We start from the raw sequence: 20,160 nt of genomic DNA, 5'->3' as shown, positions 1-20,160 counted from the left end.
AGGCAGAAGGGGAGTCGGTTTATGAAATGGATCTATTTATTGCTTGCCATAGCAGGCGGAATTGCAGTTGGCATACAGGCGGTCGTAAACGGTGGTTTAGGGAAAAGGATCGGTGTTGTAGAGGCTTCTTTTATGTCATTTTTAATTGGTACTGCTGCATTATTTTTTGTTGTTCTTTTTTTCGGCAAAGGCAATTTCCTGGCGATTTCTGAGGTGCCAAAAAGCCAGTTGATCGGCGGACTGCTTGGCGCTTTATATGTATTAATTATGGTGCTGACAGTGCCTAAAATTGGTGTGACTGCTGCATTTTTCTCCATAATTGCCGGTCAGATTTTTATATCTGTCATTATCGACCATTTTGGATTATTCGGCGGGCAGGTATTTCCGTTGGACGGCAGAAAAGCAGTTGCATTATTACTAATGCTCGGATCAATCTACTTATTTAATTATAAATAATGAATTGCTAGTTAAAAGCTACTATTAATCAATAGCAAAAATCCCTGGCTATAAATTGTAAATTAGTCAGGGATCTGAATTCAGCCAATAGCAATTCAATACAAATAAAACATGTTGATCGATTTAAACTGATAAAAAAATTAATAGGATAAAATTATGTTAAATGATTTTATGAATATCACGTAATCAGCTGCAGCAATTGTATAGCGCATGAATGATCATTACTAAATAAGATAGACGTTATAAATTTTGTTTAAAGTAAAATCGCTAAATTGATAATATCGAGCAGCTTTAATTAGCTGGCAAACAGATTCAGATAGGTTTTAAGTGGGGGATATACGATAAAAGCTTTGATAATCATATTCCTATTATTTTTTCTTTTTAGTTTACATAATATATATTATAGGACGAACTATAAAAGTGTCTTTATTTATCTCATATCATAAGTAAACTTCAAATAATGAGACAGAATTTTAAAAAAAGTGAAATTACATTATGTAATTTCACTTCAGGCTTTGCTGCCTCTCATCATGGAGTTTGGCAATTTGATACCGGCGGATCGCAATAAAAACATTAATGACACATATGAATCCGAGTAATGCAGCCATTGCTGTTTCTCCTCGAATGATATTTTGAACGGTCCAGAATCCTGTTAAAGCTGCAAAAATGATATTCACTGCAATCATTGCCGGTTGAAATCTCATTTGCAAGCCTCCTTTTATTTTAAATAAAGTCCCTGTAATCCGTTTTGTTCCAATCTGGTCAAAAACTCGTCCTCTAATTCAAATAATAGCTGCAGCGCTTCCTCCTGTACCACTTTCTTCTGCTTGATCAGTTCTTCTACCTGATTTCTTGCTAAAAGAGCTGCAATCTGGTCGGGTAGAATTTCCTGTTCATACGTTCTTATTCCCTGATCAAATTCCTGCTCCATTAACGGAGTTGGAAAATATTCCTTGAACTCTTCGTCATACTCAATATAATCGTCTAATCCCGCTTCTTTTGCATAAGAAAATAAGAGCTGTTCCGCTGCTGTAAATTCAGCATCGGTTTCTTCTGGCGTTTCCTTCATTGAATGAAGTACTAAGTCCCCTAGATAAAATGCCTGCAGGATCTTTTTATACTGTTCCTTCGTTACTTCAATATTGATATTCATCAATTTCATTCCTTTTAGTTAGGGTTATTCTTTTTTTCATACGTTTTCTTGTAGAAGAAAGGTTTTACCTTCTGCCTGCTTAATTTTCTTTTCCTTATAAAGCCTTCCAAGGGCCCGTTTAAACGCTGCTTTGCTCATACCAAATGTATTGTAGATATCTTCCTTATCACTTTTATCGCCATACGGCATTTCCCCGCCATGTTCAATTAAATAGTCAAAAATGATCTCAGCATCATCAAGCATTTTATCCTGTTTACGCGGGATCAGTGATCCATTTAACGTGCCATCGTCTTTTACTCCGATTACCCGTACGGTCACTTCCTCGCCAAGTCTCGGCTCTTCATAGCGTTCACTTTCATGGACAAAACAAATATACCCTTCATCAGTGAGTAAAAATGTGCCGACTCTGAGCAGACGATAAGGTCTGGCTTTAAGCTCTTTATTATGAAGATCCTCTGATTCAGCACGTGCTGAGAGAACCTGTACCATTTCCTCAGTAGCGAGCCTAGCAAACATATTGCCGGCACGGTCTGTTCGAAGTGTTACATATAAATAATCGCCCGTTTGTGGCCATACATGTTTAGCAGCAGGCAGATCCATCGCGACAACAGTGACTTCGCGTGAAATCCCGATATCCAACGCCGCTCCGTCCCGATCATTTACTTTTATCACCTTTGCCCATCCGTATGTACCTTTGCGAATCTCAGGTAAATTCATTGATGCAACCGTTCTTCCTCTACGGTCAGCATAAAGGAAAAATTCATATGTTTCTCCTATATGCAAATCATCTGTCACTTCAGACTGATTGATCGGAAATTCCTCAGATCCGCGTTTAAGATAATAGCCAAATGGTGCTTCACGATCCACAGTCAGTCTTTGGACCGTTCCTGTAATTGATTCTTCTCTTTCATTCATAACATTTCCTCCTGTATTGCTCTATTGTTTGTTTAATCTACCATGAACACGCCTTGTTGTATAGGTTGATGGCACAAATGACTGAGGGGATTTACACTCTTTTATTAGTATTGGGGTATTTAAGAGTGAAAAGAACCGATTTTGTTTCTCCCGGCTTGAGTACTACACTTATTTTAAGCTCATTTGCTGTTTTATCTGTGACGGGATCTGACGTTTTTGCAACCTCCCACACCTGGTGATATACAGGCTGCGTGATGATAATTTCTGCATCCTGATCTTTTCTGTTCGTCAGCACATATCGATGCTCTTCAAACATATCTTCCCCGCTCATATAGCTTTTTATAAGATCATAGACAGAATCGATATCGTTAGCTCTGCCTAGATGAGAATGAACCAGTTTGTCCTTTGGTGTATATGGAAAGCTGTCTTGCCCTGCAAATAGCAATTGTTCAGGCAATTGATAATAAAAGGTAATAACTCCTTTTGCGAGTGGAACCTCACTACGATGTTTCCATTCGATTTCTGTCTCCGGGTGTTCCGCCTGAGGCGTTGCCACATAATATAATCTATAAGGTGTATCCAGCTCAATATAAGGGATCATTTTAGTATGTTTATTGGGAAGTGAGGTGTCAAAAGGAATGGTATATAAATGCAGCTCACCAGCTCCCTCTTCGCTGCCTTCTTCTCCAAGCTGTTCACTGCTTGCCATCTTCATAAAAGACTCATTTGGCCGCTCTGGTTTCCCCCGAAGGCGTTTTACTTCACCTGCAATAACCTGAAGAGACAGATTTTCCAATGTCGTCCCGGAATGGTTCTCTATCGCAATGGTTCCTTTTAAATGGAGCTCACGATCTTGAAGGATTGCTATATACCGAGCACTCCAGCGGATTTTGTTTACAATGTAAGTAAGCGTGGCAGTTTTTGGCCAGTCTGTTTGGTTCAGCCGTATAATAAACTGAGGCTGATTGCTGACTGACTCAGGCATAGAGAGGATCGCGATTTCTCCTGAAGGGTTTAAGTATATTTCGTTTGTCGTCATATGCTCAAGGATGAGGTCAGGATCAGAGGCAATCAGCCGGTATCGTTCTTTCTTTTCGCCCTTTAGGCCAAATAAAATAACCTCGCCTTCCATTTCTTTTAAAATTGCCCGTTCATTTACGCCGACAGGAGGCTTAATCGTCCATTCTAAAGCTGTAAGTCCGGTGAGAGTAAGACTTAAGGGATCCATTTGATTTGGGAAACCGGTTAAAAGAAGCCACTCGGCTGGAGCATCAGACAGATTGCGCTTTTCCGTTACAAGAGCAAAGTCTCCTTCATAGACAACTAAATGCATCGATTCACGGGCTGATTCGTTTACATGTTCGATAATCGACCTCTCCTTTTCGGGATTATTTTTCTATTGTCTCACTTTTTGATACAATATTGAAGATTCACCAAAAAAGTACTTTACATAGGAATGAGGAATGCATGGATGGAGTTTACACACGCAAGACGTATGGCAGGCTTTAAAACGCTGATTTTCAGTGAGCTTTCTGCCTATAAACAGCTAAAGATAAGTGAAGGCGCCGAAATGATTGACCTGAGCATAGGCAGCCCTGATCTTGCTCCTCCAGCTTTTATAAGAGATTCGATTTCTTCGTTATCCAAGCAGGAGGATCATTACGGCTACACATTAACCGGCATTAAGGAATTTGACGAGGCGGTTGCTGTATATTATAAAAAACAGCATGATCTTGAAATTGACCCTGTAAGCCAGGTCATGCTTTCAATGGGCTCACAGGATGCATTGGTTCATTTGCCGATGGTATTTTCAAATCCCGGTGATTATATACTCGTACCTGATCCAGGCTACACGGCATATGAAACCGGAATTTCAATGGCTGAAGCTGTACCTTATTATATGCCGTTAAAAAGGGAAAATGGATTCTTGCCTGATTTATCTAAAATACCCGATGAAGCAGCGAATAAAGCCTCGATTATGATCTTAAATTTTCCCGGCAATCCCGTTCCTGTCCAGGCGACGCTTGAGTTTTATGAGGAAGCCATCCGATTCGCCAAAAAGCATCATATCTTGATTGTTCATGATTTTGCCTATGGCGAGCTCTACTATGACGGAAAGCGCCCGATAAGCTTTCTTTCAGTACCCGGCGCAATAGATGTTGGAGTTGAAACAAATTCATTATCAAAAAGCTTTAATATGGCAGGCTGCCGTGTCGGGTACCTTGCAGGAAATGCCCAGGTGATCCAATCTGTCCATCAGATGAAATCAAATCTTGATTACGGTGTATTTAAACCGATTCAGATTGCTGCAGCAAAAGCCCTATCTGAAGGCGACTGGTACGGCGAAGAAGCAAGAGCTGTCTATCAAAACCGGAGAGATCTGTTTATACAGGGGGCAAAAAGCTTTGGATGGGATATCCCTGCTCCTGAAGGGGGAATGTTCGTCTGGGCTCCTGTACCGGAAGATATGACGTCAATGAATTTTTGTCAGCTTTTAATGGATGAAGCACATGTAGTCCTAACCCCTGGTCACGCATTTGGTCCGAGTGGTGAAGGCTATGTGAGAATTGCACTTGTTCAAGACGCGGAATTACTGCTTAAAGCAGCGGAAAGAATTCAAAAACTGGAATTATTTAAAACACCTGCAAATCAATAAAAAAAGGGGAAAACGCATGTCGTTTTCCCTTTTAATATACCGTTTTTATTATTGTTTCAATAATTTTTTTCTGCTCTTCAAATAAAGGCAGGAATTGCTTTTTCATCAGACCGAATTCATCCTTCCCCTGATCTGTCAGGCGGTACCAGTAAACCTTTTGCCGTTTTTTCTCATGGGATTTATAATCATCGGTTCGATGAAGCAGCCCCTCATCAGTCATATCATGAAGCGCATCAAGCAGGGTGCTTGGGGCAGGCTCCCAATTCCCCCCTATTTTCCTGAACTCACTCTTAAAATGTTCACTGATCATGCCGGAATGCCGGATAGATAATAAATGAAGAATATAAAACTTTGTAAATTGAGAAGCGCTCATATTTAAAGCAAATTTTTTCGGATTATTTTTACTGCTCATATGTACCGTCCTCCATCTCCAAAACTATGATTCTTTTCTTTATTTTACCACGTTTTTACCCCCTTCGTCACTAAAAACGATCATACGTTCTCTACAGCTGATTTTGGCACTTTCCCCTTCTCCTGAAAATTCTGTATACTGAAGGTTATTACATTTTGCTGAAAGGATGATATTTTGTCAGGACCTGAGTCTTTACCTTCAAAACGATTAACCAGAAATGAAATCCCAAAAGAGAATGCCTGGGACCTCTCTCCTCTTTTTCCGACCACTGAACATTGGAGCAAGGCAGCGGATGAACTGGGAACAGAAGCTGACAGGCTTACCCGTTTTAAAGGTACGCTGCAACACGGAAAAGAGCGGATCTACTCATGCCTTAAGGAATATGAAGCTGTTTTGATCAAGTTAAACCATGTTTTTCTACATGCACGGCTGATGTATTCAACCGATGGAACCAACGCGCAATATCAAGCGGATTTTTCCCGCGCCGCAACCATTAATGCAAAGGTAAAAGGAAAGCTTTCTTTTATTAAATCAGAGTTATCATTGCTTTCAGATGAGGAATTAGACGAGCTGAGTAACGATCACACCATGAGAGAATTCACCTCTTTATTTAGGGAGGTTCTTTCATTTAAGCCCTACCTACTGCCTCAGGAAACTGAAAAGGTACTTGCAGATCTTGGGCAGGTGCTTGAAAGCCCTTATTCGATTTATCAACGCAGTAAAATGTCTGATATGAAATTTGATGAGATTAAATTAGACAATGGCGTTACACTTCCTAATTCCTTTTCTTTATTTGAATCTCGCTATGAATTCTCTGCTAATATAGAAATCAGAAGAAAAGCGTACGCGTCCTTCTCTAAGACACTCACCAAATACAGTCACACATTAAGCGCAGTCTATGAAGCGGAAATTCAAAAACAGGTGGCGTTAGCTAAATTACGTGGATTCAATTCAACCACTGAAATGCTTTTACATAATCAGCAAATAAGTTCTGCTGCGTATTATCGGCAGCTTGATGTCATACAAAATGAGTTGGCACCTCATATGAGAAAGCTGGCTCGTTTGCGGAAAAAGGTACTTGGTCTGGATAAAATGACTTTTGTGGACTTAAAGGCTCCCCTCCACTCTTCCAGCCTCCCACCTGTTACATTTGAAGAGGCTGCATCAGTTGTAAAGGAAGGTCTAAGTATACTCGGTCCCGAATACAGCAGCATTATAAATGATGCTCTAACTCAAAAGTGGATTGACCTTGGAGATAATATCGGTAAATCTACAGGCGCCTTTTGTGCAAGCCCCTATGGCGTACATCCTTTCCTATTAATGACTTGGGCCGGGACGACTAGAAATATCTTTACGCTTGCTCATGAATTAGGTCATGCAGGGCATTTTTATCTAGCTTCCCAAAATCAAAGCTTTATGAACAGCGATTGTTCACTTTATTTTATTGAATTTCCGTCTACTTTAAATGAGTTGCTAGTAAGTAAGCAAATACTCAAGAGTAGTAAGAATGATCAAATTAAAAAGCAGGTTCTCCTCCAGATGATTGGCACGTATTATCATAATTTTGTCACCCATTTACTTGAAGGTGAAATGCAGCGAAGAATTTACAGTCTTGCTGATGAAGGAAAAGCTATTAATGCTTCCCTGCTTAACGGTGAGATGAAGGCGGTATTAACATCGTTTTGGGGTGATGCGGTTGAAATCGATAATGATGCAGCAATGACCTGGATGAGGCAGCCTCACTATTATATGGGCCTCTACCCTTACACCTACAGTGCCGGATTAGCTGCATCAACTGAAGTAGCGCGTTTGATCGAAGAAGAAGGAGAACAGGCTGTAGAGCAATTTCTTCATGTTTTGAAAGCTGGCGGAACGAAACCTCCTCTCGAACTGTTAAAGGAAGCGGGTGTTGACATGACATCCGCTGAAACGCTAAAAAAAGCAGTGCACTTTGTCGGTCATCTTATTGATGAGCTCGAAAGAAGCTTTTCGAAGTAGATTGGATTACCAGGGTTCATACGTTTTATGAGCTTCTTTCTCTTATTTTACAATAGGCAATTGTTTTATAATTCTGTATACTATTTAGTGTACCTAAATAAATTCAGGAAGGATTGATTGTATTGAGTACAGCAGGCACATCCTCTAAGCGCCCTGCAAGAAATGAGGTCGCAGCAGAGCTGAAATGGGATTTAACAGATCTATTTTCAACTGAAGAAGCGTGGGAGGCTGATTTAAATGAGTTAATACCTGCTTCTGAAAAGCTTGCTGCCTACGAGGGCACGCTGAATCAAGGAAAAGAACAAATTATCTCCTGTCTAACCGAATACGAAGAATTAATCATAAAGTTCATCCGGGTTTCTACATATTCAACATTAAAGTATTCAGTGGATGGTACGGATAAGGATAATCAGATTAATGCATCACGTGTTGGAGCGGTAAGTGCAAAAATAAGCAGCCGACTTTCATTTATTCAATCAGAGTTGTCTTTGTTATCTAATCAAGCATTAACAGAATTGCTTGAGGATGATGGAATAAAGAGATTCCGCTCCATGCTTGAAGAGCTTCTTGCCCAGAAGCCATATCAACTGTCCCCGGAAACAGAAAAGGCACTAGCAGCACTCGGCCAGGTGTTAAATAGTCCTTATGCCATTTATCAGCGCAGTAAAACATCTGATATGACATTTGAGGATATTCTGCTGGAAAGTGGGGAGGCTCTGCCAAACTCTTTTGCGCTGTTTGAGGACCGCTACGAGTTTTCAAAGGATACAGAAACAAGAAGAAAAGCCTATGAATCTTTTTCGGCTACTCTTAACAAATATGAAAACACCTTTGCGGCCGTCTATGAAACGGAAGTAACCAAACAAGTAACACTTTCGAAGCTCAGAGGGTTTGATAGTGTTACGGATATGCTTCTTCACTCCCAGCAGGTAACAAAAGAAATGTACCATAATCAATTGGATGTCATTCAAGATGAGCTGGCGCCTCATATGAGAAAGCTTGCCCGCCTGCGCAAGAAAGTGCTTGGACTTGATAAAATGACCTTTGCCGATTTAAAAGCTCCTCTTGATCCGGATTTTAATCCTTCAACGACGTTTGAAAATGCCGGAAAAGTAATTTTAGACTCGCTTCAGGTAATGGGACCTGAATATCTTGATATCATGCAAAAAGGATTAAAGGATAACTGGGTTGACCTGGCTGATAATATTGGAAAATCAACAGGTGCCTTCTGCTCAAGCCCTTATGGTGTGCATCCATACATCCTTATGACATGGACTGATACGATGCGCGGAGCTTTTGTATTAACGCATGAGCTTGGCCATGCAGGTCATTTTTATCTCGCAGGAAAAAATCAAAGCTACTTAAATACACGCCCGTCAAGATATTTCATCGAAGCGCCTTCTACAATGAATGAACTTTTGCTTGGACGCTATCTATTAAGAACGACAGAGGATAAACGGATGAAGCGCTGGGTTATTTTGCAGTTCCTTGGCACGTATTATCATAATTTTGTTACTCATTTGCTTGAGGGCGAGCTTCAGCGGAGAGTGTATCAGGCAGCTGACGAAGGGAAAGCGCTGAATGCTACTTTATTGCGTTCCTATAAGCAGGATATTTTATGTTCTTTCTGGGGTGATGCTGTAGAAATCGATGATAATGCTGCATTAACCTGGATGAGGCAGCCGCATTATTATATGGAGCTCTACCCGTACACCTACAGTGCAGGTCTTACTGCTTCAACAGCCGTCTCCAAGCTGATTGAAGAAGAAGGCCAGCCGGCTGTTGACCGCTGGCTTGAAGTATTAAAAGCAGGTGGAACAAAATCTCCTCTTGAGCTTTTACAGCATGCAGGAGTTGATATGTCTACTGCTGATCCGATAAAAAAAGCAGTAGCCTTTGTGGGAGAGCTTGTAAATGAGCTTGAGAAAAGCTATGTAGAAGAATAGAAAAAAGGCGTCCGGTAGCGGACGCCTTTTTTAATAAGTTTTATTGTACCATTCCTTGGCGTGATAAGCTTCTTCCTGAGTCAGCTGATGCCCCTGGCTGTGCCAGAAAACCTCAACCTCAGCTCCTGCTCCCTTCAGCAGGGATTCAAGGTCAGTTGTTTCTTCAGGTGGACAGATCGGGTCATTGTCGCCCGCTGTAATTAGCACATTGATTGCACTTGAGTCTGGTAAATCTAGTCCTCTAATCGGTACCATAGGATGGTGGAGAACAGCTCCCTTTAATGCATTCTCATAGTGAAATAAAAGGCTCGCTGCAATGTTCGCACCATTTGAATAGCCGACAGCAACCACATTGTCACGCTCAAACCCATATTCAGAGGAAGCTTGATCTAAAAACTCATTCAGCTTCTTTGTTTGAAGCTTCAAATCCTCTATATCAAAAACTCCCTCTCTCAGTCTCTTGAAAAAACGGGGCATTCCGTTTTCTGATACCTCACCCCGTACACTCAAAATGTTTGCTTCAGGGTCAATCAGCCCGCCAAGTGACAGCAGGTCATTCTCCGTTCCGCCTGTTCCGTGAAGTAGTAAAAGCGTTGGTCTTTTTGAAGATCCTTCTTTAAAAATATGCTTCATATTCTCAGTCCTTTCTCTCCTCTTTAGCATTGCCTATACTAGCCATTATAATTAAATACGAATGATCTTTCAAATTTAAATATCTTAAATTCAAGATAATCGAATATTAAATCCATGTAAATTTATGCATCTTCCCTCGTTTAATGATATAATTTATAGATACGTTTGTGTGATGGAGGGAAAATGAATGATTCAAGTAACAGATGTCAGCTTGCGATTTGGTGATCGGAAGCTGTTTGAAGATGTAAATATTAAGTTTAACCCAGGCAATTGCTATGGTCTTATCGGTGCTAACGGAGCGGGAAAATCCACGTTCCTTAAAATACTGTCCGGTGAAATTGAAGCTCAAACAGGAAATGTGTCCATGGGACCAAATGAGCGTCTTGCCGTTTTAAAGCAAAATCACTTTGAATACGAAGAGCAGGAAGTAATGAATGTCGTGCTCATGGGCCATGCCCGTCTTTTTGAAGTAATGCAGGAAAAAAATGCGATTTATATGAAAGAGGATTTCTCGGATGAAGACGGCATTAAAGCAGCTGAGCTTGAAGGTGAGTTTGCTGAAATGAACGGTTGGGAAGCTGAGTCTGAAGCGGCAATCCTATTGCAGGGCCTTGGCATTGCTGAATCCATGTTTACGAAAAGAATGGCTGAGCTGACCGGATCTGAAAAAGTAAAGGTCCTTTTAGCACAGGCTCTATTTGGAAAACCGGATGTGTTGCTGCTGGATGAGCCGACAAACGGTCTTGATATCCAGGCAATCCAATGGCTTGAGGATTTCCTGATTAATTTTGAAAACACTGTAATTGTTGTATCCCACGACCGTCACTTCCTAAACACGGTATGTACGCATATTGCGGATCTTGATTTCAGTAAAATTCAGATTTATGTAGGAAACTATGACTTCTGGTATGAGTCAAGTCAGCTTGCACAAAAAATGCTGCATGATCAAAATAAGAAAAAAGAAGAAAAAATTAAAGAGCTCCAGGCGTTTGTGGCGCGTTTTAGTGCGAATGCCTCTAAATCAAAGCAGGCTACATCTCGTAAAAAGTCGCTTGAAAAGATTTCACTTGATGACATCAAGCCATCATCACGTAAATATCCTTTTGTGAATTTTGAGATTGAGCGAGAAATCGGCAATGATGTTCTACAGGTAAAAGATCTATCTAAAACCATTGATGGCGTTAAGGTATTGGATAATGTCAGCTTTACAATGAATAAAGAAGATAAAATTGCCCTTGTTGGAACAGATGAAATTGCTAAAACAGCTCTGATGAAAATCCTTATGGGTGAAATTGAGCCGGACAGCGGCAGCTACAAGTGGGGCGTTACGACTTCTCAGTCATACTTCCCTCACGATAACAGCGAGTATTTTACCGGAAATGAATCAGATCTTGTTGACTGGCTGCGCCAGTACTCCCCTAACGACCAAAGTGAAACCTTCTTAAGAGGCTTCCTCGGCAGAATGCTTTTTTCAGGTGAAGAAGTCCGGAAAAAACCAAGTGTCTTATCCGGAGGAGAAAAAGTCCGCTGTATGCTGTCCCGGATGATGCTTAAGCAGGCGAATGTAGTGGTTCTTGATGAGCCAACCAATCACCTTGATCTTGAATCGATTACTGCTTTAAATAACGGGCTGATCAACTTCAAGGGCGCCATGATCTTTACTTCACATGACCATCAGTTTGTTCAAACGATTGCGAACCGCATTATTGACATTAAGGATGGAAAAATTACCGATAAGCAATTAAGTTATGATGAGTTTCTTGAATGGAATAAAACAAAAGTTTCTTCTTGAAAAGGAACAATTTAAATGCAAAAACATATAAAAGACCCTGCTTACTGCGGGGTCTTTTTGCCTTTAGAAAACTTTCGAATTATTTTAGCTGCTGCTCCTTTTTTCATTACTTTATCGGATAAACCTGCAATCTCGTTTACTATTTTGAGGCTGTCCTCGTCTCCTGCCCAGTGATCCCGGATAACGGCAGGGGAAAGATTATTAACTAGACCCTGAAGTACGAGTGAAGCAATAATTAAATCATCAATATAGCCGCCAGGGCCAATAACCCCTTCCGGAATTAAGTCAAATGGTAGAATAAAATATCCGATGGCGCCAACGATTAATGCTTTGTCCTTTTTACCTGCCCTTGGATCCTTCGCTACATTGATTAACAGATAAAACACATCCGGAGCAAACAAAAGGTATTTAGCATATTTATGATTTTTTCCTGTTTTCGTTTTTAGCCAGTTGTCTACTTTATCCCGCAGGCTATGATAAAAATCTTCGTTTTGCTGTTTTTCCATCCTTCTCATCCTCTCAGCTATCCTTCTATTATCTCTATTCCCTCTATTCTTTACCTTATAAACTAAATGCCTTTAAACTGTCGGCTCTTCAATAAGCTTGAGTATCCTTGTCGATCTCGTGAACTGATCCCTTTTTTAGCAGACTTCTGCTAAACTAATAAAAGGATAAGATATTGCCGCAGGAGGAACTTGTTATGTTAAAAACACCAATTGGACGACTTCGCTTTATGGGGTTTTTTGAAGGATTTTCTTTATTAATACTAGTGGGACTTGCGATGCCGCTTAAATACTGGTTTAACATTCCGGAAGCTGTAACCGTTGTCGGTTCAATTCATGGATTTTTATTTGTTATTTACTGTCTTGTGATTGCTTATGTAACCTATAAAGTCCGCTGGAAATGGCACTGGCCTGTCCTTTCTTTTATCGTTGCCTTTATTCCTTTTGGAAATATAGCGCTTGATACACAACTGAAAAAATTCGAGTAAATAAAAATTCATCGTCTGCTGACGATGAATTTTTTAGCAGAGAAATCCTTAAAACCAGAAGGGACGCTTTCTTTCTTGATCAGTACCTTCAGAACTCTCTTCGCTTTTTTCAGCCTTTTTTTCTTCACGGTCTTTATGGAAGTTCCAAAAAGAGTCAAATGGATGTCTTCTTTCTTCTTGTACTTCTTCCACTTCTTCCACTTCCTGTTTCTTTTTTTGACTGGACATGCTCCTCACCCCTTTTGAGGTATAGTATTCAAAATAGGGGGCGCTTGCGTGGGCACACACCTAACACGCCGGAAACGTGAAAAAAGCCATCCCCTGTTAGGGAATGGCTTTTTATATCAACAATTACAGTTTTACAACGTTAGCTGCTTGTGGTCCACGGTTACCTTCAACCACTTCAAACTCAACCTGTTGGCCTTCGTCAAGTGATTTGAAGCCTTCTCCTGTGATTGCAGAGAAGTGTACGAATACGTCGTTTTCTCCTTCAACTTCGATGAAGCCGAAACCTTTTTCTGCGTTAAACCATTTTACTGTACCAGTTTTCATAATGAAAAACCTCCAAAATATTAATTGACAATATGCAAATTTACCAAAAAGAAAATTCACATATTACGAAAAGTACCGTGCGTTCCGATCACTTTTTGTAATATGTGAATCTCAACTTGCAGGTAATTTTGCTATTGACTTGTTATCCTTATTATACAACCTTCACTGCAAATGTCAAATGGAATGTGATGAATTTTTCCATATTATCTGACTTTTGACTTTTTGGCAAGGCAAGTGTTGCCGTGTGTAAAAACTGGTCCCCTTCGCTCTCACTTTGAATACTTCCCCTATGAATTATTAGCAAACAGACTGCTTCTAGGTTAAGATAGATTCATAAAAGGTATTTTTTTCATGGAGGGATTTATTTGGCAGAGCTTGCGAAGTCTAAGTGGTTTAGAATCGGGTTTGGCATTATCACAGTACTTCTTATTATTTATTTAATGAATCTTGTCAGCTTCATCTTTACACCTATTACGATCATTGTCACCACCTTATTTGCTCCGATTGCAATAGCGGGTGTTCTTTATTACCTGCTGCGGCCGGTTGTAAATTTACTTTCAAAATACGTACCGCGCGGCCTATCTATCCTTGTCATCTATTTATTAGGGATTGGACTTATTACCGGTCTGGTTTTCATTGTAGGACCAACACTATCAGAGCAGTTCAATTCATTGGTAGATAATATCCCGGCAATAATTGATGAGCTTGCCCAGGTGGCAATCAATATGCAGCAGTCAGATTGGTTCCAGAATTTCCAGGAAAGCCAGGATATCTCCTATCAGGATATTGCAAGCCAGGGGGGCGAGTACCTTCAGAGTGCATTAAACTCAATCGGCTCCAATATTGTATCCTTCTTGGGAATTTTAACAAGCATTGCAATCGTGATCGTTACCATTCCTTTTGTGTTATTTTATATGCTGAAGGATGGGCAAAAGCTTCCTGAACAATTTTTACGTTTTACACCGGAAGAGTTTCGTCCGGAAGGCAGCAAGGTTTTAGAGGATATGGATATTGCTTTAAGCTCTTACATACAGGGACAAATCATTGTAAGTGTTTTTGTTGGAGTGCTTCTGTATTTCGCTTATTTAATTATCGGGCTTGAATATTCACTTGTGCTTGCCATTGTTGCCATGCTGACGAATGTCATCCCATTTGTCGGTCCTTTTATCGGAACTATTCCTGCTTTAATTGTCGGTTTTATCGATTCACCTTTAACCGCTCTGATGGTTTTAATTTCAGTTATCGTTGTACAGCAGCTAGAAAGCAATTTGATTTCCCCTCAGGTTATGGGGAAGAAATTAGCCATTCACCCTCTGACTATAATCTTTATCTTACTTGTAGCCGGCAGCTTTGGCGGACTGCTCGGATTAATACTTGCTGTACCGACCTACGCTGTAGGAAAAACGATCGTTGTAAATACCTATCGCTTTATCACAATACGAAATCGGTATAATCAGCGGAGAGTCAAAAAAAACCAAATGGTTTAATAAAAACGAGTGAGGCAATTTAAGCCTCACTCGTTTTCCCGTTTAAGATAGAATTAAAAAACTTCACTTCTTCAGAAGACATATGAGTGCTGATAAAGGGTTCTCCCTTATATAGAAGTAATAATCCATGATAAAGCTGCAAATCATCATCACAAGCATCGCAAAACAGCAATTCTTCCTTGTCCCAAAATGCAATTTGTGTTCCCCTTTTCACACGCACACTAGGGTATTTTTTAGCCATCGTGGATACTTTATCCTTAAAAAAACCAAATGCCTCATTTTTATCTTTGAATGTCCATTCCTGTAAAATATCCTCCTGCCAACCTTCGAGAAACCACCATGGTTCTGCATCACTTTTGGTTTGTATGATATTCCACACTTATAGACCACCTCTTTAACAAGTTCTACCGATATTTTATAGAAAAAAAAGAAGGAATGAAATTGATTTGCTTAAGAAATTATTTCCTGTTCCTTTTTTATGAAAATAGCGTGAACTTTTAGAAGTGTACCCATTATAAGCTTTGATTCTGTTCAACCATTGGAGCAATTAACTGAAGCACTAGAGAATAACTTTCACCCTGTTTATCCAGCTGATATAAAATTCTTTTCCCCTGCCTTTTTTCAGTAATTAATTTGGCATCTTTTAATTTTTTAATATGCTGGCTGACCAATGGCTGGCTGATCTTAAATAAATCAACAAACTGCGAAACAGTCCATTCCTCTTCAGAAAGTTTTTTTGCCATGACTAATCTTGTTTTATCCCCTAATAAACGGTAGATCTCAGCAAGTTCATCAACCAAGTAGTGATTTTTACTCATGAACAGCACCTCACTTCCCATAAAACAAATAATATTGCATTGATAATTGGTTATTCTGTCCTATTATATACCTACTTCAATTGAAAAAGCTATAATAATTGGTAAAATTTATTCTCTAAATAGTCTTTTAAAACTAGACGTTAGATGACGATAGCCGAGGCTTGCTATCGCATCGATAATCAGAGACAATATAAAGGTATCGGAAGTAGTATTTGTTTATAAAATGCAGGTAAAAATGAAACTAAATCCCTCGTCCGCTCGTAAGTATAAGACAAGCCATTATAAGGAGTAGATGATAATGAGAGATTTTTTATATTTCATGGCCAGAATCGGTATTGCTGTTCCACTGGCACTGTTAGCCTGGATCATACCCTTGTCATTCTTTAATGTAAACGGCTGGGTGGCTTTAGGAATAGGAATTGCAGGCGGAGTCATTCCCTATTATGTGATTAAGTGGTTCCAGCACAGATCTATTCTCAAGTCTTACGGCTTAAGCTCTCAGGAATATGAATATATACAGCAAAATTTAACAGAGTCACAAAAGAAAATATCACGGCTTCAGGGAAAAATATTTCAGGTTCGCTCCCTTTCTGCTATGCGTCAACTAAATGATCTTGTAAAGCTTTCAAGACGAATCTTTACAATTGTTAAAAAAGATCCAAAACGGTTTTATACAGCCGAACGGTTTTTCTTCTATCATTTAGACTCGGGTGTGGAGCTAACAGAAAAATATACCATGCTTGCAGCGCAGCCAATTAAAAATAAAGAGGTGCTGACTTCTCTTGAGGATACGCGCAAAACTTTATTTGAATTGAATTCCTCCATCGAAGAGGAACTAATGAATGTTCTGTCTAATGATATAGATAACTTAAAAATTGAGCTTGATTATGCTAAACAGTCAATGGACCGTGAACAGCATTCAAGGAAGGGGATTTCAGAATGGAACAAAACAGGCAGCCAGTGAAAGTACAGGAAAAAAACACAACGATAGACGATCTGCTCGCAAACCCTTTTGGAGAAAATGAACTGTCTCCTATTGAGGATACAGCATATGCTGAACAGTCATCGAAGCGTCTTGTAGATGTGATTCCTGAAAAGGATCAGGAACAGGCCAGACAAATCGCGCAGAAGATTGACCCTTCTGACCATCAGTCTATTTTGGAGTATGGAACTGCTGCTCAGTCAAAGCTCTCAAATTTCTCCCACTCTATGCTCGACCATGTCCAAAGAAAAGATGTGGGACCAGTTGGAGATATTTTAAAAGAATTGATGGATAGGCTTGAGCAAATTGATCCTGAGGAGCTTTCTGATCAAAAGAAAGGCGTTATTTCAAAGCTTTTTAACAGAGTCAGCAGATCAGTTAATGAAATATTGTCAAAGTATCAAAAGCTTGGTGCACAGGTTGACCGCATCAGTATAAAGCTGGATCATTCAAAGAAATCACTCATGGATGATATACAAATGCTTGAGCAGCTGTATCAGCAAAATAAGGATTATTTTCAGGCATTGAATATTTATATTGCAGCTGCAGAAATAAAACGTGAAGAGCTTGAACAGAAGACACTTCCAGAGCTCCGCAAAAAAGCAGAAACCAGCAATGATCAAATGGCATACCAGGAAGTAAATGATATGATGCAGTTTATTGACAGGCTCGATAAACGCCTTCACGATCTGCAGCTAAGCAGGCAAATTACGATACAAAGTGCCCCGCAGATCCGAATGATCCAAAATATTAATCAGGCACTGGCAGAAAAAATCCAGGCGTCCATTCTTACTGCTATCCCGCTTTGGAAAAATCAAATTGCCATTGCTCTCACCCTGTTTAGACAGCAAAGAGCAGTGGAAGCTCAAAAGCAGGTTACAAAAACAACCAATGAATTGCTGCTCAGAAACTCTGAAATGCTAAAAACTAACAGCATTGAAACGGCTAAAGAAAATGAACGGGGCATTGTTGATATCGAAACCTTAAAAACTACGCAGGCAAACCTCGTTTCAACCCTTGAAGAAACCCTCCGCATCCAGCAGGAAGGAAGGGAAAAACGCCGACAGGCAGAAACAGAAATTCAGGCAATGGAAAGTGAATTAAAACAGCAGCTGCTTCAGCTGAGGGACAAAAAAAATTAAACACAAAAAAGCACCGCTTCCCTTGTTGGAATGGTGCTTTTTTATGTGTTCATTTTCATCTGGTGGACGATGAGCTTTCTGATTAAAACCATTTTAGCCATTTTTTCTTTGTGAATTTCCACTGGTTTCTATTTACTTTGGTATTGTGGCGATTCAGCTCTTCCATTCTTGCCTGATGGGCAGCGGTTAAGTAGTTATTCATTGTTATCATCTCCTCTTCTTCTGCTATCCTCATTGTAGACAAAAGAAGAAAAAATAAAACGGAGACTGGGAATGAATCTGTCTCAGCCTTAAGATGGAAATATCATTAGATACTTTTGTATAAAAGGCGTTTTAGGAGCGGGAATAAAATATCCGGCAGCTCTTCTATTTTAGGGATAAATAAACTGTATTTACCGTACATATTTTGAATAACGTCCTTTTGGGATTCCTGAATTTCCTCTGTAGATAGAAAAACGTTCATGACTTCTATTCCATGTTTACGTGCCTGAATAATGGCTTCATGGGTGTCCATAATCCCGTTTTGCTCATAATTCATGGCTGCAGGCTCTCCGTCAGAAAAAACAAGCAGAAAGCGGTTTTTCTCAGCCCGCTTTGTCAGTCTTTCAGTCATATGCCTTATTGCATAACCATCCCGGTTATCCTCCTCGGGTTTTAACTGCATCACAGCAGCTCCTGAGGAAGAATGAATTGAATCATTATAAGGGATGACTGTTTTAAAATGATTCGGCTGGCTTGTTTCGCTTGCCCGGTCGGTATCCTCCCAAAAGCCGACAATCTCGTGTGGGACCCGAACTGATTTTAATACTTCATGAAACAAAATAAGGCCTTTTCTCGTTTCCTCCATTTTATCCTGCATAGATGCTGAACAATCCAGTAAAAGCGTAAAGGTGGCATCAATTTGTGGGGATTCTTCATCCTTTTTATAAAATACTCTAGGCTGCTCTTCAGTAAAATAAGGCACCAGCTGCTTACTTAGGCGGCCGAACACCAATCGGTTTCTTGGCTGAATTTTTTTATGGTCAAGTGTTTTCTCTATAATTTTTTGAAGCTTTTTCTGAAGAAAGGAAATTTCTTTTTTAAAGGAATCGTATTTACGCTGATTCTCAGGTGTTATAGCGGAAGCTGTTTCATAGACCGGATAAGCATGCCGGTTTTCTCTTCCGTAATTTTCACCGCTGCCTTCTCTTTCTTCTTCCCTGGATTCATCTATATCGCCTTTGAAGTCATTATGGGAAGATTTTCTGCTTGCTCCCTGAACCATCCCTAAAGCCTGATCTCCTTCATCACCTTCTCTTGCAGCTTCTCCTTTAATATTCGTTTTTGTCCCCTGCTCCAGGTCAAACTGCAGGAAGGAATCACCCTTTTCTTCACTTTCCCGGTGCCAGGTTTGAAATTCTTCTTCCATAACTTCTTCTTCCCCTGTTGCTTTCTCTTCTGCTTCATCGTCATTTTGCAGCGGATCACGGCGCTTCAGTTCGTCAAAGGTCAGGCTTTCCTCCCACTCCTGCATCGTTCGTTCAGGCAGATGAAAGTATTCATTTAGCATATCCTTTTGCAGGATATCCTCTAAAACTTCTACAAGCTCTAAACAAATCTTTGCGGAATCACCAGTAGATGCAGAATCAAATGAACGCTGGATCTGCAGGTTAATGAAAGGCCCGGCTAAATTAATTTCTTTCTGAATAGCAGGCCAGTCCGTTATCGGGGAACGGGCATGCAGCAGCATGTATAAAAAATTAAATAATGCATCAGTGTGCACACCCTTTACAAGATGCACTTTCAGTTGAGATTCAAAATATTTAGTATAGATGGTTCTTCTTGCTTCAAAAGCTTTTTTAGTTCCAGGCCTTTCTCTTTTCACTATTTCTTCTAACCTTGCATCCTCAATCATCATAAATAACTGCTTTGAAAAAGAATAAAGCGGGCTATTTTTCATCTTATTTATATACCGGTTAATTTCTTTTACATCGCTAAAATGATTCGTTCCAATAGCACGGATGAAAATGTCAGAGGTAAGACCAAGCCATTCTTCTTCAAGCGTGCGATGATCCCAGAAATGACTGACCAGAACTTTTTTATTTGGTAAATCAAAATAATTTAATGGACCGTATTCAACATCCATATCTTTTATCTTAGTTAATGTTTTTGCCAAATCAATTAATTCCATCAGCTGAAACGAATTGATATTTTCATCGTTAAATTGGATAAATCGCTGCATAGCTCT

Annotated in this window: 21 protein-coding genes; 9 read left to right on the top strand and 12 right to left on the bottom strand. The window is 39.9% G+C overall.

What is annotated here, in order from left to right; genetic code table 11:
- The first annotated feature begins 21 nt into the window (after positions 1-21).
- Entirely contained in the window at positions 22-456 is a 435-nt protein-coding gene (locus tag C4B60_RS00300) for a DMT family transporter (protein ID WP_104055579.1), read from the top strand.
- A gap of 503 nt (positions 457-959) precedes the next feature.
- Here the strand turns inward: C4B60_RS00300 and C4B60_RS00295 are convergent.
- The 4 genes from C4B60_RS00295 to C4B60_RS00280 all read right to left on the bottom strand — a co-directional run bounded on the left by C4B60_RS00295 (position 960) and on the right by C4B60_RS00280 (position 3,857).
- Positions 960-1,160: a hypothetical protein gene (locus C4B60_RS00295; protein WP_104055577.1), complete on the bottom strand. Its 201-nt coding sequence runs from the start codon at positions 1,158-1,160 to the stop codon at positions 960-962.
- A 14-nt stretch (positions 1,161-1,174) separates the two neighbouring features.
- Positions 1,175-1,618 carry a hypothetical protein gene (locus C4B60_RS00290; protein ID WP_167578534.1) on the bottom strand — a complete coding sequence of 148 codons (444 nt, stop codon included), beginning with the start codon at positions 1,616-1,618 and terminating at the stop codon, positions 1,175-1,177.
- A 27-nt stretch (positions 1,619-1,645) separates the two neighbouring features.
- Positions 1,646-2,524: a CvfB family protein gene (locus tag C4B60_RS00285; RefSeq protein WP_104055574.1), complete on the bottom strand. Its 879-nt coding sequence runs from the start codon at positions 2,522-2,524 to the stop codon at positions 1,646-1,648.
- A gap of 91 nt (positions 2,525-2,615) precedes the next feature.
- The gene (locus C4B60_RS00280; RefSeq protein ID WP_104055572.1) at positions 2,616-3,857 is read right to left on the bottom strand and encodes a DUF4139 domain-containing protein; all 1,242 of its coding nucleotides are present in this window, start codon (positions 3,855-3,857) and stop codon (positions 2,616-2,618) included.
- 138 nt (positions 3,858-3,995) lie between these two features.
- Between C4B60_RS00280 and C4B60_RS00275 the strand changes: the two genes are divergently transcribed.
- The gene (locus C4B60_RS00275) at positions 3,996-5,180 is read left to right on the top strand and encodes an LL-diaminopimelate aminotransferase (protein WP_104055570.1); all 1,185 of its coding nucleotides are present in this window, start codon (positions 3,996-3,998) and stop codon (positions 5,178-5,180) included.
- Positions 5,181-5,211: 31 nt separating this feature from the next.
- Here the strand turns inward: C4B60_RS00275 and C4B60_RS00270 are convergent, their stop codons facing one another.
- Positions 5,212-5,592 (bottom strand): PadR family transcriptional regulator, encoded by a 381-nt coding sequence (locus tag C4B60_RS00270; protein WP_104055568.1) that lies wholly within the window; start codon positions 5,590-5,592, stop codon positions 5,212-5,214.
- Positions 5,593-5,766: 174 nt separating this feature from the next.
- Here C4B60_RS00270 and pepF (C4B60_RS00265) point away from each other — a divergent pair, with 174 nt between their 5' ends.
- Together pepF (C4B60_RS00265) and pepF (C4B60_RS00260) are read left to right on the top strand one after the other, a co-directional pair.
- The gene (gene pepF / locus C4B60_RS00265; protein WP_104055567.1) at positions 5,767-7,590 is read left to right on the top strand and encodes an oligoendopeptidase F; all 1,824 of its coding nucleotides are present in this window, start codon (positions 5,767-5,769) and stop codon (positions 7,588-7,590) included.
- 122 nt (positions 7,591-7,712) lie between these two features.
- Positions 7,713-9,536: an oligoendopeptidase F gene (gene pepF / locus C4B60_RS00260; protein ID WP_104055565.1), complete on the top strand. Its 1,824-nt coding sequence runs from the start codon at positions 7,713-7,715 to the stop codon at positions 9,534-9,536.
- A 30-nt stretch (positions 9,537-9,566) separates the two neighbouring features.
- Here pepF (C4B60_RS00260) and C4B60_RS00255 read toward each other — a convergent pair whose 3' ends face one another.
- Complete coding sequence (locus tag C4B60_RS00255) at positions 9,567-10,169, bottom strand: alpha/beta hydrolase (protein ID WP_104055563.1); 603 nt, start codon at positions 10,167-10,169, stop codon at positions 9,567-9,569.
- Positions 10,170-10,356: 187 nt separating this feature from the next.
- Between C4B60_RS00255 and C4B60_RS00250 the strand changes: the two genes are divergently transcribed.
- Positions 10,357-11,961 (top strand): ABC-F family ATP-binding cassette domain-containing protein, encoded by a 1,605-nt coding sequence (locus C4B60_RS00250; protein ID WP_104055561.1) that lies wholly within the window; start codon positions 10,357-10,359, stop codon positions 11,959-11,961.
- A gap of 41 nt (positions 11,962-12,002) precedes the next feature.
- On the opposite strand, the gene C4B60_RS00245 is transcribed toward C4B60_RS00250, so the two are convergent.
- Positions 12,003-12,467 carry a YkvA family protein gene (locus C4B60_RS00245; RefSeq protein ID WP_167578533.1) on the bottom strand — a complete coding sequence of 155 codons (465 nt, stop codon included), beginning with the start codon at positions 12,465-12,467 and terminating at the stop codon, positions 12,003-12,005.
- Between the two features lie 194 nt (positions 12,468-12,661).
- On the opposite strand from C4B60_RS00245, the gene C4B60_RS00240 reads away from it, so the two are divergent.
- Entirely contained in the window at positions 12,662-12,952 is a 291-nt protein-coding gene (locus C4B60_RS00240) for a DUF3817 domain-containing protein (protein ID WP_104055557.1), read from the top strand.
- Between the two features lie 48 nt (positions 12,953-13,000).
- Here C4B60_RS00240 and C4B60_RS00235 read toward each other — a convergent pair whose 3' ends face one another.
- Positions 13,001-13,180 (bottom strand): hypothetical protein, encoded by a 180-nt coding sequence (locus tag C4B60_RS00235; protein ID WP_104055555.1) that lies wholly within the window; start codon positions 13,178-13,180, stop codon positions 13,001-13,003.
- Between the two features lie 123 nt (positions 13,181-13,303).
- Positions 13,304-13,504 carry a cold-shock protein gene (locus C4B60_RS00230; RefSeq protein ID WP_039809180.1) on the bottom strand — a complete coding sequence of 67 codons (201 nt, stop codon included), beginning with the start codon at positions 13,502-13,504 and terminating at the stop codon, positions 13,304-13,306.
- Between the two features lie 365 nt (positions 13,505-13,869).
- On the opposite strand from C4B60_RS00230, the gene C4B60_RS00225 reads away from it, so the two are divergent.
- The gene (locus tag C4B60_RS00225) at positions 13,870-14,991 is read left to right on the top strand and encodes an AI-2E family transporter (RefSeq protein ID WP_245153835.1); all 1,122 of its coding nucleotides are present in this window, start codon (positions 13,870-13,872) and stop codon (positions 14,989-14,991) included.
- Positions 14,992-15,010: 19 nt separating this feature from the next.
- On the opposite strand, the gene C4B60_RS00220 is transcribed toward C4B60_RS00225, so the two are convergent.
- Together C4B60_RS00220 and C4B60_RS00215 are read right to left on the bottom strand one after the other, a co-directional pair.
- On the bottom strand, positions 15,011-15,370 hold the full coding sequence (locus C4B60_RS00220; RefSeq protein ID WP_104055553.1) for a DUF1033 family protein: 360 nt from the start codon (positions 15,368-15,370) through the stop codon (positions 15,011-15,013).
- 133 nt (positions 15,371-15,503) lie between these two features.
- Positions 15,504-15,809 carry an ArsR/SmtB family transcription factor gene (locus C4B60_RS00215; RefSeq protein ID WP_167578532.1) on the bottom strand — a complete coding sequence of 102 codons (306 nt, stop codon included), beginning with the start codon at positions 15,807-15,809 and terminating at the stop codon, positions 15,504-15,506.
- A 298-nt stretch (positions 15,810-16,107) separates the two neighbouring features.
- Here C4B60_RS00215 and C4B60_RS00210 point away from each other — a divergent pair, with 298 nt between their 5' ends.
- Together C4B60_RS00210 and C4B60_RS00205 are read left to right on the top strand one after the other, a co-directional pair.
- A complete protein-coding gene (locus C4B60_RS00210) occupies positions 16,108-16,773 on the top strand; it encodes a 5-bromo-4-chloroindolyl phosphate hydrolysis family protein (RefSeq protein ID WP_167578531.1) in 666 nt (221 codons plus the stop codon).
- Positions 16,749-17,933 carry a toxic anion resistance protein gene (locus C4B60_RS00205; protein ID WP_104055547.1) on the top strand — a complete coding sequence of 395 codons (1,185 nt, stop codon included), beginning with the start codon at positions 16,749-16,751 and terminating at the stop codon, positions 17,931-17,933. The genes C4B60_RS00210 and C4B60_RS00205 overlap by 25 nt, the downstream gene beginning before the upstream one ends.
- 307 nt (positions 17,934-18,240) lie before the next feature.
- Here C4B60_RS00205 and C4B60_RS00200 read toward each other — a convergent pair whose 3' ends face one another.
- Positions 18,241-20,154, bottom strand: coding sequence for a vWA domain-containing protein (locus C4B60_RS00200; protein WP_104055546.1), 1,914 nt, complete (start codon positions 20,152-20,154; stop codon positions 18,241-18,243).
- Positions 20,155-20,160 lie beyond the last annotated feature (6 nt).

Source organism: Jeotgalibacillus proteolyticus, from assembly GCF_002926065.1.
Taxonomy (GTDB): Bacteria; Bacillota; Bacilli; order Bacillales; family Jeotgalibacillaceae; genus Jeotgalibacillus; species Jeotgalibacillus proteolyticus.
This window is presented reverse-complemented; position numbering and strand designations above follow the sequence as displayed.

Bases quoted from the DNA above. Each gene is read 5' to 3' on its own strand.
- C4B60_RS00255 (WP_104055563.1), bottom strand. From the start codon at position 10,169: ATGAAGCATATTTTTAAAGAAGGATCTTCAAAAAGACCAACGCTTTTA.
- C4B60_RS00230 (WP_039809180.1), bottom strand. From the start codon at position 13,504: ATGAAAACTGGTACAGTAAAATGGTTTAACGCAGAAAAAGGTTTCGGC.
- C4B60_RS00235 (WP_104055555.1), bottom strand. From the start codon at position 13,180: ATGTCCAGTCAAAAAAAGAAACAGGAAGTGGAAGAAGTGGAAGAAGTA.
- C4B60_RS00215 (WP_167578532.1), bottom strand. From the start codon at position 15,809: ATGAGTAAAAATCACTACTTGGTTGATGAACTTGCTGAGATCTACCGT.
- C4B60_RS00295 (WP_104055577.1), bottom strand. From the start codon at position 1,160: ATGAGATTTCAACCGGCAATGATTGCAGTGAATATCATTTTTGCAGCT.
- C4B60_RS00275 (WP_104055570.1), top strand. From the start codon at position 3,996: ATGGAGTTTACACACGCAAGACGTATGGCAGGCTTTAAAACGCTGATT.
- C4B60_RS00205 (WP_104055547.1), top strand. From the start codon at position 16,749: ATGGAACAAAACAGGCAGCCAGTGAAAGTACAGGAAAAAAACACAACG.
- C4B60_RS00245 (WP_167578533.1), bottom strand. From the start codon at position 12,467: ATGGAAAAACAGCAAAACGAAGATTTTTATCATAGCCTGCGGGATAAA.
- C4B60_RS00250 (WP_104055561.1), top strand. From the start codon at position 10,357: ATGATTCAAGTAACAGATGTCAGCTTGCGATTTGGTGATCGGAAGCTG.
- C4B60_RS00300 (WP_104055579.1), top strand. From the start codon at position 22: ATGAAATGGATCTATTTATTGCTTGCCATAGCAGGCGGAATTGCAGTT.
- C4B60_RS00270 (WP_104055568.1), bottom strand. From the start codon at position 5,592: ATGAGCAGTAAAAATAATCCGAAAAAATTTGCTTTAAATATGAGCGCT.
- C4B60_RS00290 (WP_167578534.1), bottom strand. From the start codon at position 1,618: ATGAAATTGATGAATATCAATATTGAAGTAACGAAGGAACAGTATAAA.
- C4B60_RS00200 (WP_104055546.1), bottom strand. From the start codon at position 20,154: ATGCAGCGATTTATCCAATTTAACGATGAAAATATCAATTCGTTTCAG.
- C4B60_RS00285 (WP_104055574.1), bottom strand. From the start codon at position 2,524: ATGAATGAAAGAGAAGAATCAATTACAGGAACGGTCCAAAGACTGACT.
- C4B60_RS00210 (WP_167578531.1), top strand. From the start codon at position 16,108: ATGAGAGATTTTTTATATTTCATGGCCAGAATCGGTATTGCTGTTCCA.
- C4B60_RS00240 (WP_104055557.1), top strand. From the start codon at position 12,662: ATGTTAAAAACACCAATTGGACGACTTCGCTTTATGGGGTTTTTTGAA.
- C4B60_RS00280 (WP_104055572.1), bottom strand. From the start codon at position 3,857: ATGCATTTAGTTGTCTATGAAGGAGACTTTGCTCTTGTAACGGAAAAG.